Source organism: Alteromonas sp. RW2A1, from assembly GCF_001886475.1.
GTDB classification, from domain to species: Bacteria; Pseudomonadota; Gammaproteobacteria; order Enterobacterales; family Alteromonadaceae; genus Alteromonas; species Alteromonas hispanica.
Map to the genome: position 1 here is coordinate 2,645,394 of NZ_CP018031.1, position 16,241 is coordinate 2,661,634.

The window sequence follows — 16,241 nt, forward strand, 5'->3', positions numbered from 1 at the left end:
CACGCTTATACCTTGTTAGAAACAAGCGGATTGTTAGTTGGTTTTTACGAGTACGTCTGCCACGGTAACAAAAGACCCAAACACTAAAATGAGTTCATCGGGTTGATAATTTAACAGCGCACTCTCATACGCCAAGGTAACATTGTCGTATGTGCTGATATTCTCTATGGTTGTGCCTGCATTAACAAGTGCATTTTTAAGCACATCGGCATCACAACCTCTCGCGCCTTGCGTACTTGCCACATACCATGTCGCTGGTAACGACGCTAGCGGTGAAAGCGTTTCAGCAATTGACTTATCCTTTAGCATTCCTACCACAATACGGTATTTATCAACCTTGTAACGCCTTAACCATTCACGCATAGAGGTCGTCGCTTGGGGATTATGAGCAACATCGACCACAACGAGAGGCGAATCGCTTATTTTTTGCTGCCGTCCTGGCATGGTAGTTTTACAAAGTACTTCTTTAAGCGCATTGTGCTGAGGCAATAAATTTAGCGCCTCTAGCGCAGCGAGTGCCGTGCTTGCATTTTGCAGCGGTATATTGGGGTAAGGAAGGTCACTGAAAGATATCGTCTTCCCTTTCCACTCCCATTCACTTTGGTCTGAACTGACAACACTCGTGAAATCTTTTGTCGCCCAGCATGCGTTTACATTTAGTTCGTTAACCACGTCGTATAGCGAAGAAGGCGGAAACAAGTCACCAATTACCGCGTTACCGCCCAAGCGCATAATACCCGCTTTTTCCCGCGCTATTTTCTCACGCGTATTGCCTAACCAATCTTGATGATCTAAATCGATTGTGGTGATAACTGCCAAATCAGGGTCAATGATATTGGTTGCATCTAGTCTGCCACCCAGCCCAACTTCTAAAATAGCAATTTCGACCTGCCAATCTTGCATCATTTTCATTGCGGCAAGTGTACTAAACTCGAAATACGTAAGAGAGATATCTCCTCTTGCTCTCTCGATACATTCAAATGCGTCAACAAAAGTATCGGGCGCTGCAAGGTCGCCGTTGAAGCGAACCCGTTCACAATAGTCGATGAGATGAGGAGAGCTATAAACCGCGACGGTTTTGCCTTGCGCAAGCAGCGACTGCTCTAGCAGGCGACAGGTCGTTCCCTTGCCGTTGGTGCCAGCCACGGTAATGACAATAGAGTCTGCCAAGCTCAGAGACATTGCATCGGCAACGCGCTTAACTCTTTCAAGGCCCATGTCTATGGCACTAGGATGGATAGATTCTAGGTAGGAAAGCCACTGGCTCAGGCTTTTTTTAAAGGGTGAAGTCACCCGCTCTGAGCCACTGTTGTTATTATTTTCGTTATTCACTAATTTTTATTATGCAACTTAACCAATAAGCCGTGTAATTTATCACGCATATCTCTGCGGTCAACAATCATATCAATAGCTCCCTTCTCTACCAGGAATTCGCTGCGCTGAAATCCTTCTGGAAGCTTCTCTCTAACCGTTTGTTCAATCACTCTTGGGCCTGCAAAACCAATCAGGGCTTTGGGCTCTGCCACATTAATGTCGCCAAGCATGGCCAAACTTGCAGATACCCCACCCATTGTTGGATCGGTGAGTACCGAAATATAAGGCAGTCCTTTTTTGCTCATTTTCGCTAGCGCCGCAGAGGTCTTTGCCATTTGCATTAACGACATTAACGCCTCTTGCATACGCGCACCGCCACTTGCAGAGAAGCAAATAAGCGGCGTGTTATTCTCAAGGCACGCATTAACTGCAGCAACAAAGCGCGCACCAACAACCGACGCCATTGAACCGCCCATAAAAGCAAACTCAAAACACGCTACCACTACAGGCATGCCTTTTACTTTACCCTGCATAACGACTAATGCATCTTTTTCATTCGTCGATTTTTGCGCAGCGGCAATGCGATCTTTGTAACGCTTAGAATCCTTAAACTTCAACAAGTCTTGTGGTTCGTGTTCGGCACCTAATTCAACGCGATCGCCCTCATCTAAAAATGCATCAATACGACGGCGCGCCGTAATACGCATATGGTGGTCGCATTTAGGACAAACTTCTTGTAGCTTTTCTAGCTCTGTTTTGTATAAAACGGCCTGACAAGAACCACACTTTGTCCAAATACCCTCTGGAACATTACCCTTAGAGGTCGTTTGAGTGCGTGGAAGTATTTTTTGAATCCAGCTCATGGAAATTGAATCCTTTGTTTTTTAGAGTGTCGGCATTTGTTTTTAATACGGTTCATATTGGTTACCAACAACACATGAATTATATGTCTTTGACAGCGTTACAAAGAAAACGTGCGTAACCTATCAAAGCGGCTATCTAATATAGCGCGCTATTAGACCACAATACAACGAAATGGAAAAAACAAAACTGGTCTAAGAAGTTACACTCCGACCAGTTTAAATTGAGCTTGCATTAGTTTTTAATCAACGAGAGACGCTTTACCGGAGAAAATTAGGTTTCGGGTAAAAATAAGGGCCCAAGTGGTTTTTTAGGCAAATCGTGTTCTTCTGGGTAGGTAACATCTACCAGGTAAAGTCCATTAGGCTTTGCAGTCGACGCCGCTTTACTTCTATCTTTCAGTGCAAGCAGCTGAGAAATCCACTCTATTGGTTGCTCCCCCGCCCCAATTTCAACAAGCGACCCTGTTATATTGCGCACCATGTGATGCAAGAATGCGTTGGCTTTAATATCAATAATGACATATTGCCCCTGTCTATAAACAGTCACATTAGTCACATTTCTAAACGGGGTTTTACTTTGGCACAGAGACGCTCTGAACGAAGTAAAGTCTTGTTCGCCCAGTAAGGCTTGAGCAGCCTCGTGCATTTTTTCTTCATCTAAAGGCCGGTGCACATGGGTAACACCATGGTGAAGTATAGCGGGTCGCATTTTGCTGTTGTGAATAATGTAGCGGTAGCGGCGATGCGTCGCAGAGAAACGCGCGTGAAAATCATCGCTTACATTCTTAACCCATGTTACTGCTACTGAATCTGGAAGGTTGGCGTTAACACCTAATGTCCAAGCACGGTCTGGCCTGGGCTCGTCACAATCAAAATGAACCACTTGGCCTGTAGCATGAACGCCCGCGTCTGTGCGCCCGGCACATTGCACGTGAATAGGCTGATTAGCGACTTTCGATAACGCTTTTTCAAGATACTCTTGAACACTTGGCACTTCTTGTTGGCGCTGCCAACCGTAAACAGCAGCACCGTCGTACTCAATCCCTAAGGCAATTCGCCCCATGATTCTGCTACCTCTAAACTAAAAGCCGCTAAGTGTAGTCATATGCCAACTAACATGCAATTAGCCGATGGATTTCAATATCGTTTCAGCTTCTTGCCTTTGCTCTTCGCTTCCCTCGTTAAGCACTTCTTCAAGGAGCTCTTTGGCAGCGTCAACATCTTCCATTTCAAGGTAAGCGCGGGCCAAGTCTAGGTTTGCATTTTGGCCTGCATCTTTATCTATATCGATAACCGAATCGCTGTCATTTACACCAGTGAAGTCCGAGAGGCTTACATCTAAATCTAGTGGCTGACTATCGGGATCGTCCATGGTGTCATCGTCGCCGTCATCCATAAGCGCTTCTACATCTAAGAAGTCTTCACGCTCATTGGTTTCACCTCCCATCTCAACAGAGGGCATATCGCTGAGCAGAGCTTCTAGGTCAAGGTCAGGGTTATCAAGTTTAAGATCGTCGTCTTTGAGGTCGTTGCTCTTGGGCTCCTGATCTTTTTCTAAATCACCTTCCTCTAAATCAGCTTTTTCTGATTCCTCTTCTACCGCTGACGCCTGTGAATGGTTGTCAGCGTTACTTTCGCTGTCGTCGTCCATGTCGACATCTGGTAATGATAAGTCGTCTAGGTCGCTATCATTGTCGTTGTCGCTATCGCTATCGTTGTCGTTGTCGTTGTCGTTGTCGTTGTCGTTGTCGTTGTCGAAAGTATCATCGAGCAAGTCATCCGCAAGGTCTTCATCGCCAAGCTCGTCAATGTCTTCTAGTTCAAAGGTATCATCCTCTAGCGGAAACTCATCATCCTCATTATTCGACTCTGCTCCTACTTCCTCTTGAGCATGGTCCGCTGCGCTAGCTTCATCTTCGATAGGTTGTTCTACTTCGTGCGAAGCTTCTTCGGTTGGCTGAGGCTCCTCGTTTGCCTGGGCATCATCGGCGTCTTGATTCTCGCTATTGGCCTCTTCCAGTTCGCCATTTTCTCCGCTCGGGTCGCTATCTAGCTGTGAATCTGCGTCAGATGGAGTCTCAGATTCTAGGCTTTCAAGAAGTTCTTCGAATTCCGCGCTGTCGAGTTCATCCAAGATTTCCTCGTCTTGAATGTCATCGTCGCCATCGCTACTTAACCAATCATCGAGGCCGGGGACATCGCCAAGTTCATTTATATCTTCATCGTTAATAGCATTGTTTTCGCTAGTATCATCAACTTTTGACTGTTCTGGCTCTTGTTGAGGCTCTATTCCATCCACTTCTTGTTCTAGTGCGAAAGAATCAACGTCATCAAAAGCATCATTAAGAATGCTGTCATCGTAATCGTTTTCGTCTTGTTCAACATTCTCTTCAGAGTCGGGCTCTGCAGCATCATCTTGTGTTACTTCATCAGTTGATTCAAAATCGCCAAAAGACGGGATATCATCCATCATGTCTTTTTCAAAGGCTTCGAGTGCATCATCTAACGGATCGTCTGATTCAGCTGCGGGTTCTTCTTCGGCTGCAAAGTCTTCCTCAGCTGTAAGTTCCTCGTCTGCTGCAGGCTCTTCCTCGACTACAGATTCATCCTCGGCAATAGGCTCATCTTCGTCAGCAGGTTCTCCCTCAGCTACAGGCTCTTCGTCTGCGCTAATGTCTTCTTCGGCTGCAGGCTTCTCGTCCGCCGCAGGCTCTTCCTCGACTAAAGATTCATCCTCGGCAGTAGGTTCTTCCTCAGCTACAGGCTCTTCGTCTGCGCTAAAGTCTTCCTCGGCTACAGACTCCTCGTCTGCTGCCGGCTCGTCCCCGACTAAAGATTCATCCTCGGCAGTAGGCTCATCTTCAGCAGTAGATTCCTCTTCAGCGGCAAGCTCTTCTTCAGATGCAGGCTCTTCTTCGGCTACAGGCTCTTCCTCGGCTGTAGGCTCTTCCTCGGCTGTAGGCTCTTCCTCGGCTGTAGGCTCTTCCTCGGCTGTTGGCTCATCTTCGGCAGCAGGTTCTTCCTCTGCTGCAGGCTCATCTTCGGCTACAGGTTCTTCCTCAGCTGTAGGTTCCTCTTCGGCTGCAGTCTCTTCTTCGCTTGAATCAGATTCTAGCTCTGCCAATAATTCATCTGTTAGCGGGTCGCTTATTTCTTCTTCAAACGCTGATTCGTCGACGTCCGTTTCAGGCTTTTCAATTGCTGAAGGCTCTTGCCCCGCTAAAGGCTCCTCACCAGCGTCACTGCTATCAACATCATAAGTGCCGTCTTCAAGCTCTGCTTCTAATTCGGCTAGCAGGTCGTCAGAAAGAGAATCGTTAAAATCGTCAGAATCATCAGATACGCTCTCTTCTTCTGCGGCTTCGGGTTTACTTACCGCCTCATCGTCAGATGCATCGTCTTCATCATCTGGCATTTCGCTTTGTAGTTCGGCAATCAGTTCATCCGAAAGCGGGTCTGAAAAGTCGTCTTCAATTTCGTCGTTTAAAATTTCATCTAAGTCGTCGGTAATTGAGTCGAAGTCTTGAATAGACTGAGGCGAACCTGAGCCCGATATAATTTCGTCTTCTAGTTCTTCGTCTGCGTCTTCTTCGTCATCAAGGCCGCCCATCATTTCAATTTGCTCAATTTCGCTTAGCAAATCGTCTGTAATTTTGTTGATCTCGTGATTTTGCTGATTGATTTCATCGTCTAGCTTTTCAAGCATCTCTTCATTTATGAGATCATCTTTGCTGTCTAGCTCGTCAGTAAGCGCAGTATCAGGTGCATTTTCCTCTAACAGGTCGTCTATGCTTATCTCTGGCTTTTCATCTTCGTCATCAACACTCGGTAAAGACGCTGTCTCAGTTGCACTATCGAGTAAATCATCTATGTCGTCCTGAGAGGGCTCTGCGGCATTGCTATCAAGCAACGCATCTATATCATCAACATTAACGTTCTCTTCAGCAGAAGACTCTTCTTGCCCACCGTTGTCCTCTTGATCTAAACCAAACTCGTTTAAAATGTCGTCGGGATCTACGTCTTCTGAAGCTTCGCTGTCTTTTGAGGCTTCTTGGCTTTGTACATCGTCTAACAGGTCGTCGATATCAAAATCGTCATCTGACGCGTCCGACTGTTCCTCAACTTTCGATGAGTCCTCACTGGCATCATCACCGGTTTCATCGAAAACATCATCATCTTCAGATAGGTCAATGCCGTCTAAATCTTCAGGTTCATTCTCGTTAAGTACCTTGTCAGACAAATCATCATCGTCAAATAAACTGTCTAGTTCGCTTTGGTCTAACTCATCTGCACCGGCTTCAAATAAATCGTCTGAATCATCATCGGGTACCAACAAGTCGTCTTCTAAATCTGCAAAGCTTTCTAATTCGTCATCTAAGCTTTCTTCTAAATCTGACGTTAGTACATCATCGAGTAAGTCGTCGTCGTTAAATAGGTCATCGTCGGTCAGTTCGTCTTTTTCATCTAAATCTGGCGCAAGTGCACTAGAGAGGTCGCCTAAGTCGCTTTCAGGAACAGGCACTTCTTCATCATTAGATGTGTTTGTAGCCGAGGGACTTTCTTGAGGTTTGCTATTACGCTTGAGTAACCACGTAATTAAGCCGCCAACTAGCAGTAACGTTAATAGGCCCGAACCTATAAGCAGGCTCATAGGACTCATTAGCTTATTCAACAGAGAGTCTCGTTTTTCAGCCGCCCTTTCAGCCTGTTCGGCTCTTATCATATCCAGCAGCTCTTGCTGTAAGGCCACCTGCATATCAAGCTGTTCTTTTACATCACCTTCCACTTGGCCTCTTAGCGACTCAAGCTCACCATTTACAGCTTCAACTCGCTCATAGAGCTTTCTATTTTCATCGAGGATTTCTTGAACATTATTTAACGAGGCTGCGAACTGCCTGCGCAACTCGTCGAATTGACGGGTTTGCTCTGCATCTAAACGCGTTATTTTTTGCTCAATGTCGTTTTGGGTTTGTGACAGATCTTGTTGATTTACTAGAGGAGACGCTGGCTTGATGTTTTTTACACTGCTACCAGGCTTATTGAGCGCTTCAGCAAAAGCCCGCTCATCTCTTTCGGCACGCTGTTGTGCTTGTTCTTTGCTGATTCGAGCAATGTAGCGCTCGGAGGGTAATTTGAGAACTGCACCGTTAACGAGAAGATTGAGGTTTCCGTCTTCGAATGCGTTTGGATTGAGTTCGTAGATTGCGGTCATAACCTGATAAACGCTCAGGTTATTATTTTGTCTATATCGCTCTGCTATGCGCCATAAAGTATCATTTGAGTCGATGGGACCATACTCTAATCCAGAGTATTGATCGCTCGCATCTTTAGGTCCCTTGAGTAAGGTTTCCCTTTCCTGCGCATTCACTGAAGTGATGGGGGCATACACACATAAACTAATTAATAGTAAGCCCGTCAAATGCAATTTCATAGCAGTCCTATATGCCCTCAAGCGTAAATACCACCTTTAAAGGTTGATGTATTTTAATGCCAACTGATATTTGGCCGACTAAACAAGTCGCCTGCGTTGGCTTTGTTTTTATTTTCTTACTCTTTGCCGTCATTTTGATAGCAAATTAAGCGCGCTTACCTGTGACTTAGCCTATACACCTCAAAAGTCTTTCCGCATATCTCGTGGGGATGCATGAAACTAAGCTAAGTGTCTGACCAAGTGTTACTTTTCGTATGTTTAAAAACAACATCCTCAAACTATAAACCACTTGTGGTAGGCAATCTAGTTAGCGAGTACGTTTTACGGCGCTTTTTAAACAAAAGCATTAACAAAGACCGTCACATCGTTCAAATGCACTTTGCCTTGCCAACTCACCTGATTTGCCCATTTAACCATTTAGCTAATCTGTTGGCTCATCTGCTCTTTTGATTCCCCTGCCAATAGATTCATATCGGCAAGAAACTAAAAATGTTTATCTTTTACTTATCGTTACAACAACCTAGCAGCCCTGCTACTCCTTTAACAGGACAATATGAATAAATTGTGCGACCAATTTTTACATATAGTCGCGAATAAGTGTCTCTGCAATTTGAATGCTATTTGTGGCTGCGCCTTTTCGAATATTGTCTGATACAACCCACATATTGATCCCGCAAGGATGAGTAATATCATTTCTAACTCTTCCAACATGAACCATATCGTTCCCACTAGCACTGCTTACTTGTGTAGGAAACTGTTCTGCGCCCTCGTATAACGTAACGCCAGGAGCATCTGAAAGTAACTGTTTAACCTGCTCTGCATCAATCGGAGAATGCGTTTCTAGGTGAATAGCTTCAGCATGACCATAAAATACCGGAACGCGCACCGCAGTTGCATTAACCAAAATCGAGTTGTCACCCATTATTTTCTGCGTTTCCCACACCATTTTCATTTCTTCTTTGGTGTAATCATTTTCTTGAAACGCATCAATTTGCGGAATTGCGTTAAAAGCAATTTGGCGACTAAACGCATCGGGTTTTACTTCTCTAGCATTAAGCAAGCCAGCAGTTTGTTTTGCAAGCTCTTCCATGGCCTCTTTACCTGCGCCCGAGACAGACTGATAAGTACTTACATTAATCCGCGATATACCCACCGCATCTTGAATAGGTTTAAGCGCCACCATCATTTGAATAGTTGAGCAATTAGGGTTGGCAATAATATTGCGATTACGGAAATCGGCTAGGGCGTGGGCGTTTACTTCAGGAACCACTAATGGAATGTCAGCTTCGTAACGAAATTCCGATGTATTGTCGATAACTATGCAGCCCTCATCTGCTGCTAGCGGAGCATATTTGGCTGATATACTGCCACCCGCTGAGAAAAAACCGAACTGAACAAGAGACCAATCGAAGGCTTCTGCATCTTCTACTTCGATCTCTTCACCTTTAAAGGTAACGGTGCTGCCTGCAGAACGTTTACTTGCTAAAGGATATAGACGATTAATTGGAAAACCACGCTCTTCTAAAAGCTCAATCATAGTTTGCCCAACTAAACCTGTTGCGCCTAGAACTGCAACATCAAACGCTTGCGACATAATACTGTTTTCTCCTAAAAATGAATGTGTAAGCCTAAAATAGGCTTATCGAAATTTATGAATTTTATACTCTACAAAAGGCTCGCTTAGTGCTTGTGCCTTTTAAATTTAAACTAAACCCTGTTGCTAAGTTTCTTAATGGGCTGTTCCACTGTCTCTTAATTAGCCTTCCTGGATTAGTCTGCCTGAATTAGCCTGCCTGAATTAACTGAGCAGAGAAGCCTAAATCTTTAAAGGTTTTCTGAATTTCTTTGCTGGTGTTTGCTGGCAGTAATAAGGTGTGCGCACTGCACTCTCGCCTTTCTTGACCTTTTACTCGATAGTTTTTCCGTAATGAGGCAAAGTGAGCCCCCACATTTAAACCTGCATCGCCGGAATGAACACCGTCGTTATCGGCAATGGCCGTTCTCATCTCATTATCGTCTACAGCAACGTTATACACACGGTGAAAAACGTTAATAAGATCTTCAACTGATAGCCTAGTTGCAGTTGGATTTTGTAGCGCTACGGCTAGAGGGGGTACACTATCTAGAAAATCTGACAGTTTTTTCGTGGCTGGCAGACCTGCTCGCTCGCAAATCTGTTCATAAATCATCTGAGTTCCGCGCACCTTCCCCTCTACGGAGTGTCCAGCAATATGAGGCGTGACAAACCAACAATGGTTAAACAGTGCTGTATTAATGTTAGGCTCATTATCGAAAACATCTAATACTAAAACTGGCGGGCTAGGTTTATTAAACCGCGCAAGTAAGGCGGCCTCATTGATTACTTCGCCGCGGCAAGCATTAATAAGCAGCTGATGTGCGCCAAGCTTATCGAGAAACCCTTCACCTATCAGGTTTTCTGTTGGGTAAGGCCCTTTGCTAACAAAAGGTACATGGAGAGTAATAATATCGCACTGCGCTATATCGTTCATTTCAACAAAAGAGCGCTTATCCCCCGCCTCTTTTTTCAAAGGGTCGCACAGCATGTAATTAACGCTCAATGCGTCAAGTAACCTCGTCAACGCCGTTCCCACGTTTCCGGCACCTACAATGCCTACTGTAGAGTGATACAAATCGAGTTTTTTAGTTTTATGCGCGTGTAGCAATACGCTTAACACGTACTCAGCCACAGCAACTGCGTTGCAACCTGCTGCTGAACTATGCGCAATGGCACTGCTGTCTAAGTAGCCCTTATCTAAATGATTTGTACCTGCTGTGGCGGTAGTCACAAACTGCAGTTTATTGGCATTTGTGAGTAATTCAGACGTTACCTTTGTGGTGCTGCGAAGGGCAAGTATATCAATGTCGATGAGATCGTTTGGCGTTATGTTTTGCCACGCATACGTGCGAACCTCACCTATGTCATCGAGATAACGCTGGCCAAAAGGTATAGTGTCTTCAAGAAGTATTTTCATGGCACTAAGTTTAACCCAAATTAGGCGGTTAGTAACCCAATTAAGCGGGCTAAACTTGTGCTCGTGTTGTGAGAATGAAGATTTTTTAGTGGCTACTCGTCAAAACCAGGAAAACGTCTCTGCACACGACGCTTGATCCCGGGCCAAGCGAGTGCCCCACCGGCCTGCTTAGTTACCTGGGCAGCTTGTTCACGAATGCCTTGTAAAATTGCCGAGTGGATTGGAATAAGTTTTTGTCCGGTTGCCTGGGCTTTTAATTGTATTTCACAGGCGCGCTGTAAAATAAACATAAACAAAAAAGCGTCTGCAATATTGTCTGCGCAAGTTAACAGGCCGTGATTTCGCAAAATCATAAATTGGGTATCGCCTAAATCTCGCACCAAACGTACCTTTTCATCTGGATTAAGCGCTACGCCTTCATAAGAGTGGTAAGACAACGACGCTAAAGGAAATAGAGACTGCTGAGAATAAGGCTGAAGGCCATCTTCAAGCACAGACACAGCAACGCCTTCTGCGGTATGCAAATGAAGTACGCACTTCGCATCGTCGCGAGCTTCATGCACCGCGCTGTGAATGGTAAAGCCAGCTGGGTTTATATCGTACTCACTCTCCATTACCTTATTGCCATGCAAGTCGACTTTCACCAAACTAGAGGCAGTTACCTCGTCAAACATCATGCCGTATGGGTTAATCAGAAAATGATGCTCTGGCCCTGGAACCCGAGCGGATATATGAGTAAAGATAAGGTCGTCCCAGCCATACATTGCAACAGCACGATAGCAAGCCGCTAAATCGCCCCGTGTCTGCCACTCTTCTTCGCTCACTTGAGACTTTACAGAATCACTCATTATTTACCCCTTACAAAAATATGAATTGGCTCTACCTTACCGTTGAAAACAAAGATAAACTGTCGCCTTAACGACATTGTAAGCATTTTGTTAAATGAATAATTTCAGGTCTGTTTTAGCAAGTTCATCGTGGTTTAGCTCCCTACCCGGCCATTTAAAAGAAGCACTGTTGAGCAAAGTACGAATTAAGCATTTAAAATCTGGTCAGCAGCTACATGCCAAAGGTGAAGAGGGTGTTGGTTTTTATGGTATCTGTGCAGGACGACTTAGAATTGTTACTGTAAACGTAGACGGCAGTGAGATGTTGCTGGCGCTGTTAGGCCCCGGCACCTGGTTTGGTGAGATATCTATGTTCGACAACCTCCCCCGAACTCATGATAGCGTTTGTGAAATAGACAGCACAGTTGCCATTATTCCTAAAAGCGCTTTCAATGAATTACTGCGAAAGTTTCCAGAGCTTTATCCTCATTTCACAGCGTTACTGTGTGCGCGAGTAAGAAGTGCATTTCAATTCATCGATTCAAGCGCTGGGCTGAGTTTGAAGCATCAATTAGTGAAAAGACTATTAATGCTTACCACCAGCTACGGGCAACACATTCCCAAAGACAGTGCTATCACGCTTACGCTGTCTCAAGAATCGCTGGCTCAAATGATAAATAGCTGTAGGCAAACAGTGAATAAACTTCTAGGCGAACTTCAGAATGAGGGATTAGTAAAACGACATTATGGAAAAATAACTATTCCACAGCCCAGTGAACTGTTTAAAAACTATTAACCTTCAATGCGACTAAACAAAAAGCCCCAGCGTTAATTGCAACGGCTGGGGCTTATAATCGTTTTTGTTTCGTTTTTAACTTGTAATGAAACTAACGTCTCATTTTAGTCTTGATAACGCTGCATCACTAAGGTTGCGTTTGTACCGCCAAACCCAAAGCTGTTAGACATCACCGTATTTAGCTGAGCGTCTCGCGCTTCGGTAACAATGTCTAAGCCTTGTGCTGCGTCGTCTAATGTATCTATATTGATTGACGGTGCGATGAAGTTATTTTGCATCATCAGTAAGCTGTAAATTGCTTCATTTACACCCGCCGCGCCCAGTGCATGCCCAGTAAGAGACTTTGTTGCACTTATGGGAACACCAGAGCTTCCAAACACTTCTTGAATTGCTGCTAGCTCTTTAACATCACCCACCGGCGTTGATGTTCCATGCGTGTTCAGGTAATCGATAGGACCGTTCACATTTTGCATGGCCATTTTCATGCATCGAATAGCACCTTCACCTGATGGAGCTACCATATCGAAACCATCTGAAGTTGCACCATAGCCTACAACTTCTCCATAAATGGTGGCACCGCGAGCAAGCGCATGCTCAAGTTCTTCAACGACAACCATACCGCCACCGCCAGAACTGACGAAACCATCACGAGCAGCATCGTAGGTACGCGACGCTACCGAAGGGTTATCATTATACTTTGAACTTAGTGCACCCATAGCATCAAACTGGCTTGAAAGAGACCAGTGCAATTCTTCACCGCCACCTGCAAATACAACATCTTGCTTACCAAGCTGTATAAGCTCTAATGCGTTTCCAATGCAGTGTGCGCTTGTTGCACACGCAGATGCGATTGAGTAGTTTACACCGCGTATTTTAAACGGCGTTGCTAAACAGGCTGAAACTGTAGAGGCCATGCACCGCGGTACCATGTAAGGCCCTACGCGCTTAACGCCTTTTTCGCGAAGAATATCGGCAGACAGAACTTGGTTTTCAGACGACGCACCGCCCGAGCCCGCAATAATGCCCGTGCGCTCATTTGAAATATCGCTCTCTTCAAGTCCAGAGTCGGCAATAGCTTGCTGCATTGCGACGTATGCATACGCCGCAGCATCGCCCATAAAACGCATGGCTTTGCGATCGATATGCTCTTTCAAATCAATGTCTAAATCGCCCCAAACCTGACTGCGAAGGCCCATTTCGGCGAACTGCTCTGAAAATGTAATTCCAGACTTACCTGCTTTTAACGATGCAAGTACGTCTTCTTTATTTACGCCGATGCTCGATACAATACCAAGACCGGTGATAACTGCTCTTCTCATAGTTTACCCTTTGCGTTGATGCGGCATATGTTAACGATTTTACGTCGTAAAGTGGTCTGCTTTGCACTTCAACACAAAACTGACTCTTTTTACACCCGTAAAGCGGTTCTCTTTATGTAACGTTTTTATAATTAGGCATTAACTTTTTGTCATTGATTCTTTGAGAACGCGCTTTTATTCGCCGCAACTCGTTATTAAGGTATCACGGATAGCAGAAGCATTAGTTCTATATGCGCAAGAGCGTTACAAATTAAAAAGTTTTACAGAAAAGTGATTAGAGGCCTTGTAGAATATGCTGACAGTGAATAGCGTCAGTACTATTGCAATGCCCTAGTACGAAAAAAGTGAGTGGTCATAAGGGGCTTTAATAGACCGACGTTGAAACAATCACTGCAAAAAAACTCTCGATAATATAAATCCCCCCAAACGTCTGTTTAAAAAAGAGGTAAATGCGGTAGTGAAACCTAAACATGCACAAGTACATTTTAATGAAAACGGAACGCCCGTTGCCGATCATTTTGATGACGTTTATTTTTCTAATGACAGTGGCATTGATGAAACACAGCATGTATTTATCGAAGGAAACGATCTGCATCAACGTTGGACATCGTGGAACAAACCTAATTTCATAATTGCCGAGACAGGTTTTGGAACAGGTCTCAATTTCTTGGTAGTAATGAGCGAATTTAATGCCTTTCGACAAGCAAACCCGCAACATCCCTTAAAACACCTCTATTTCTTAACCACTGAAAAATTTCCATTGCCCAAAAAGGATATTGAACAAGCGCTATCAAGTTTTCCTTCCCTTGGGGCGCAAGTAAGTGCGCTTACAAAAGTCTATCCAATGGGTCTTGATGGCTGTCATAGATTACATTTTGAGGATTATGCCACAACGTTAGATTTGTGGATTGGCGACGTACATCAATTGCTTCCTCAATGGCATAGTCCTGAGGACGGGCTTGTGGATGCATGGTTCTTAGATGGCTTTGCCCCTAGTAAAAACCCGGACATGTGGACAGACACCCTCTTTTCGCAGATGGCAAGATTATCCAAAGACGGCACAAGCTTCGGTACGTTTACCGCAGCCGGCATAGTGAAACGCGGTTTAGCGAGCGTTGGGTTTACTATCAAAAAGCGCCCAGGCTTTGGCCGCAAACGAGATATGCTGACGGGAAGTTTTAATGCTAATGTAAACAATGACACCCCAACGACCGAAATGTCAGAGCACAGCTCGATTGCTTCTGAGTCGCTGAAAACAATAAAGTCGAAGCTGCGAAAGCCGGAAGGCCCTTACTATCGCTATAACACTGCGCCGCTTTGCTCCTCTAGCAATGTGGTAGTGGTAGGCTCTGGTCTAGCCGCGGCAACTGTGTGCCTAGCGCTAACAAAGCGCGGTGTATCTGTTACCCTATGCTTTGATGGTGACACTCTTGCTCAGGGTGCATCAGGTAACCCTCAAGGCGGCTTTTACCCACAACTTCACAGTGAAGCCAGCATTGCTAGCCGACTTCAAGCCCATAGCTTTTTATACGCTAAACGTTACTACGACGGCATTTTTGCCGCCGTTGAAGATTCTGATACGGCAGCAAGCCGTAAAGATGCATCGAGTTCAAATACACATGATTTTTGCGGCGTTGTTCAATTAAGCTTTAACGACAAAGTGGAGACGCGCCAAACTAAATTGATCAACAACGATGTTTGGCCCCCAGAGCTAATAAGGCATATAAACAGCAAAGAACTCAGTGATATTGCAGGTTTAACACTGCCCTATGAAGGTTTATATATTCCAAGTGGTGGGTGGCTCTCTCCGCCAACGCTGGTAAACGACATTGTCGATTCGGCCTCGGCAACTGGCCTGTTAACGCTGAAACCTAACCATATTTTCGAGCGTTGCAATAAAACGTCAGAGGCTGGCGAGACGGAAGTTGTATTCAAAAGTGGTAAACGTATTTATGCAGATCATTTGGTGTTAGCACTAGGAGCTGGTGCAGTACATTCGGAAGCCTTCGAGGGTTTGCCACTAAGGCCCGTGCGCGGACAAGTTGAAGCCATCCCCACTCAATCGCCTATTGCATCACTCAAAACAGTACTGTGCCATAAAGGATATATGACTCCAGCTATGGACGGACGACATGCTCTTGGTTCTACCTACGTAAAAGATGACTTAAATGTAGAGCCTAGAGAAGAAGAAACTCAACAGAATCTTAGCACTCACGAACAAGCGCTTGCTCATACCGATATTGTCAGTCAGCTTAATCACGATAATGCAGCTAGAGCGGCAACAAGGCTTGGCTCTCCAGATCATCAGCCTGTTGTTGGTGCGCTGCATAACTTCACGGCACTGAAACCAGACTATGCCGATTTGGCTATAGGTAAGCCATTAAATCAGGTGAAAACACTGCCAAACGGCAACGTATCGACCTTAAGTTGCTTGGGTTCTAGAGGATTAACTACAGCCCCACTGATGGCCGAAGTGTTGGTAAGTTCGTTGCTTCAAGAGCCATTGCCATTGAACAACGATTTGCTAAATGCTGTAAATACATCGCGGTTTATGGTGAGAGAGGCTATTCGCGGCAATATGTAATGTTTGATGGGCTAAGCGCAACAAATGTAGGTTGCGCTTGTCAAAAAATTAGCAAGGTCGGAGAGTGCGCTAGTGAACGCTAATGAGCGACACTTGCTGTCTCTTGCATAATTC

Annotated in this window: 10 protein-coding genes; 2 read left to right on the plus strand and 8 right to left on the minus strand. The window is 45.0% G+C overall.

Annotated features, from left to right (window positions below):
• Positions 1–33 precede the first annotated feature (33 nt).
• From folC to BM528_RS11820, 7 genes are all read right to left on the minus strand, one after another.
• Positions 34–1,332: a bifunctional tetrahydrofolate synthase/dihydrofolate synthase gene (gene folC / locus BM528_RS11790; protein ID WP_071979983.1), complete on the minus strand. Its 1,299-nt coding sequence runs from the start codon at positions 1,330–1,332 to the stop codon at positions 34–36.
• Complete coding sequence (gene accD / locus BM528_RS11795; RefSeq protein WP_071979984.1) at positions 1,332–2,177, minus strand: acetyl-CoA carboxylase, carboxyltransferase subunit beta; 846 nt, start codon at positions 2,175–2,177, stop codon at positions 1,332–1,334. Before accD ends, folC begins: the two co-directional genes overlap by 1 nt.
• A 271-nt stretch (positions 2,178–2,448) precedes the next feature.
• Positions 2,449–3,240, minus strand: a complete 792-nt coding sequence (truA, locus tag BM528_RS11800) for a tRNA pseudouridine(38-40) synthase TruA (RefSeq protein WP_071979985.1) — start codon at positions 3,238–3,240, stop codon at positions 2,449–2,451.
• A gap of 60 nt (positions 3,241–3,300) precedes the next feature.
• Entirely contained in the window at positions 3,301–7,608 is a 4,308-nt protein-coding gene (locus BM528_RS11805; RefSeq protein ID WP_071979986.1) for a FimV/HubP family polar landmark protein, read from the minus strand.
• Positions 7,609–8,185: 577 nt separating this feature from the next.
• Positions 8,186–9,202, minus strand: a complete 1,017-nt coding sequence (locus BM528_RS11810; RefSeq protein WP_071979987.1) for an aspartate-semialdehyde dehydrogenase — start codon at positions 9,200–9,202, stop codon at positions 8,186–8,188.
• Between the two features lie 190 nt (positions 9,203–9,392).
• The gene (locus BM528_RS11815; protein ID WP_071979988.1) at positions 9,393–10,601 is read right to left on the minus strand and encodes a 4-phosphoerythronate dehydrogenase; all 1,209 of its coding nucleotides are present in this window, start codon (positions 10,599–10,601) and stop codon (positions 9,393–9,395) included.
• 92 nt (positions 10,602–10,693) lie between these two features.
• Positions 10,694–11,449 carry a class II aldolase/adducin family protein gene (locus BM528_RS11820; protein ID WP_071979989.1) on the minus strand — a complete coding sequence of 252 codons (756 nt, stop codon included), beginning with the start codon at positions 11,447–11,449 and terminating at the stop codon, positions 10,694–10,696.
• 94 nt (positions 11,450–11,543) lie between these two features.
• Here BM528_RS11820 and BM528_RS11825 point away from each other — a divergent pair, with 94 nt between their 5' ends.
• Complete coding sequence (locus tag BM528_RS11825; RefSeq protein ID WP_071979990.1) at positions 11,544–12,224, plus strand: Crp/Fnr family transcriptional regulator; 681 nt, start codon at positions 11,544–11,546, stop codon at positions 12,222–12,224.
• A gap of 104 nt (positions 12,225–12,328) precedes the next feature.
• Here the strand turns inward: BM528_RS11825 and fabB are convergent, their stop codons facing one another.
• Positions 12,329–13,543 carry a beta-ketoacyl-ACP synthase I gene (fabB, locus tag BM528_RS11830; RefSeq protein ID WP_071979991.1) on the minus strand — a complete coding sequence of 405 codons (1,215 nt, stop codon included), beginning with the start codon at positions 13,541–13,543 and terminating at the stop codon, positions 12,329–12,331.
• A gap of 457 nt (positions 13,544–14,000) precedes the next feature.
• Here fabB and mnmC point away from each other — a divergent pair, with 457 nt between their 5' ends.
• Positions 14,001–16,127: a bifunctional tRNA (5-methylaminomethyl-2-thiouridine)(34)-methyltransferase MnmD/FAD-dependent 5-carboxymethylaminomethyl-2-thiouridine(34) oxidoreductase MnmC gene (mnmC, locus tag BM528_RS11835; protein WP_071979992.1), complete on the plus strand. Its 2,127-nt coding sequence runs from the start codon at positions 14,001–14,003 to the stop codon at positions 16,125–16,127.
• The last annotated feature ends 114 nt before the right edge of the window (positions 16,128–16,241 follow it).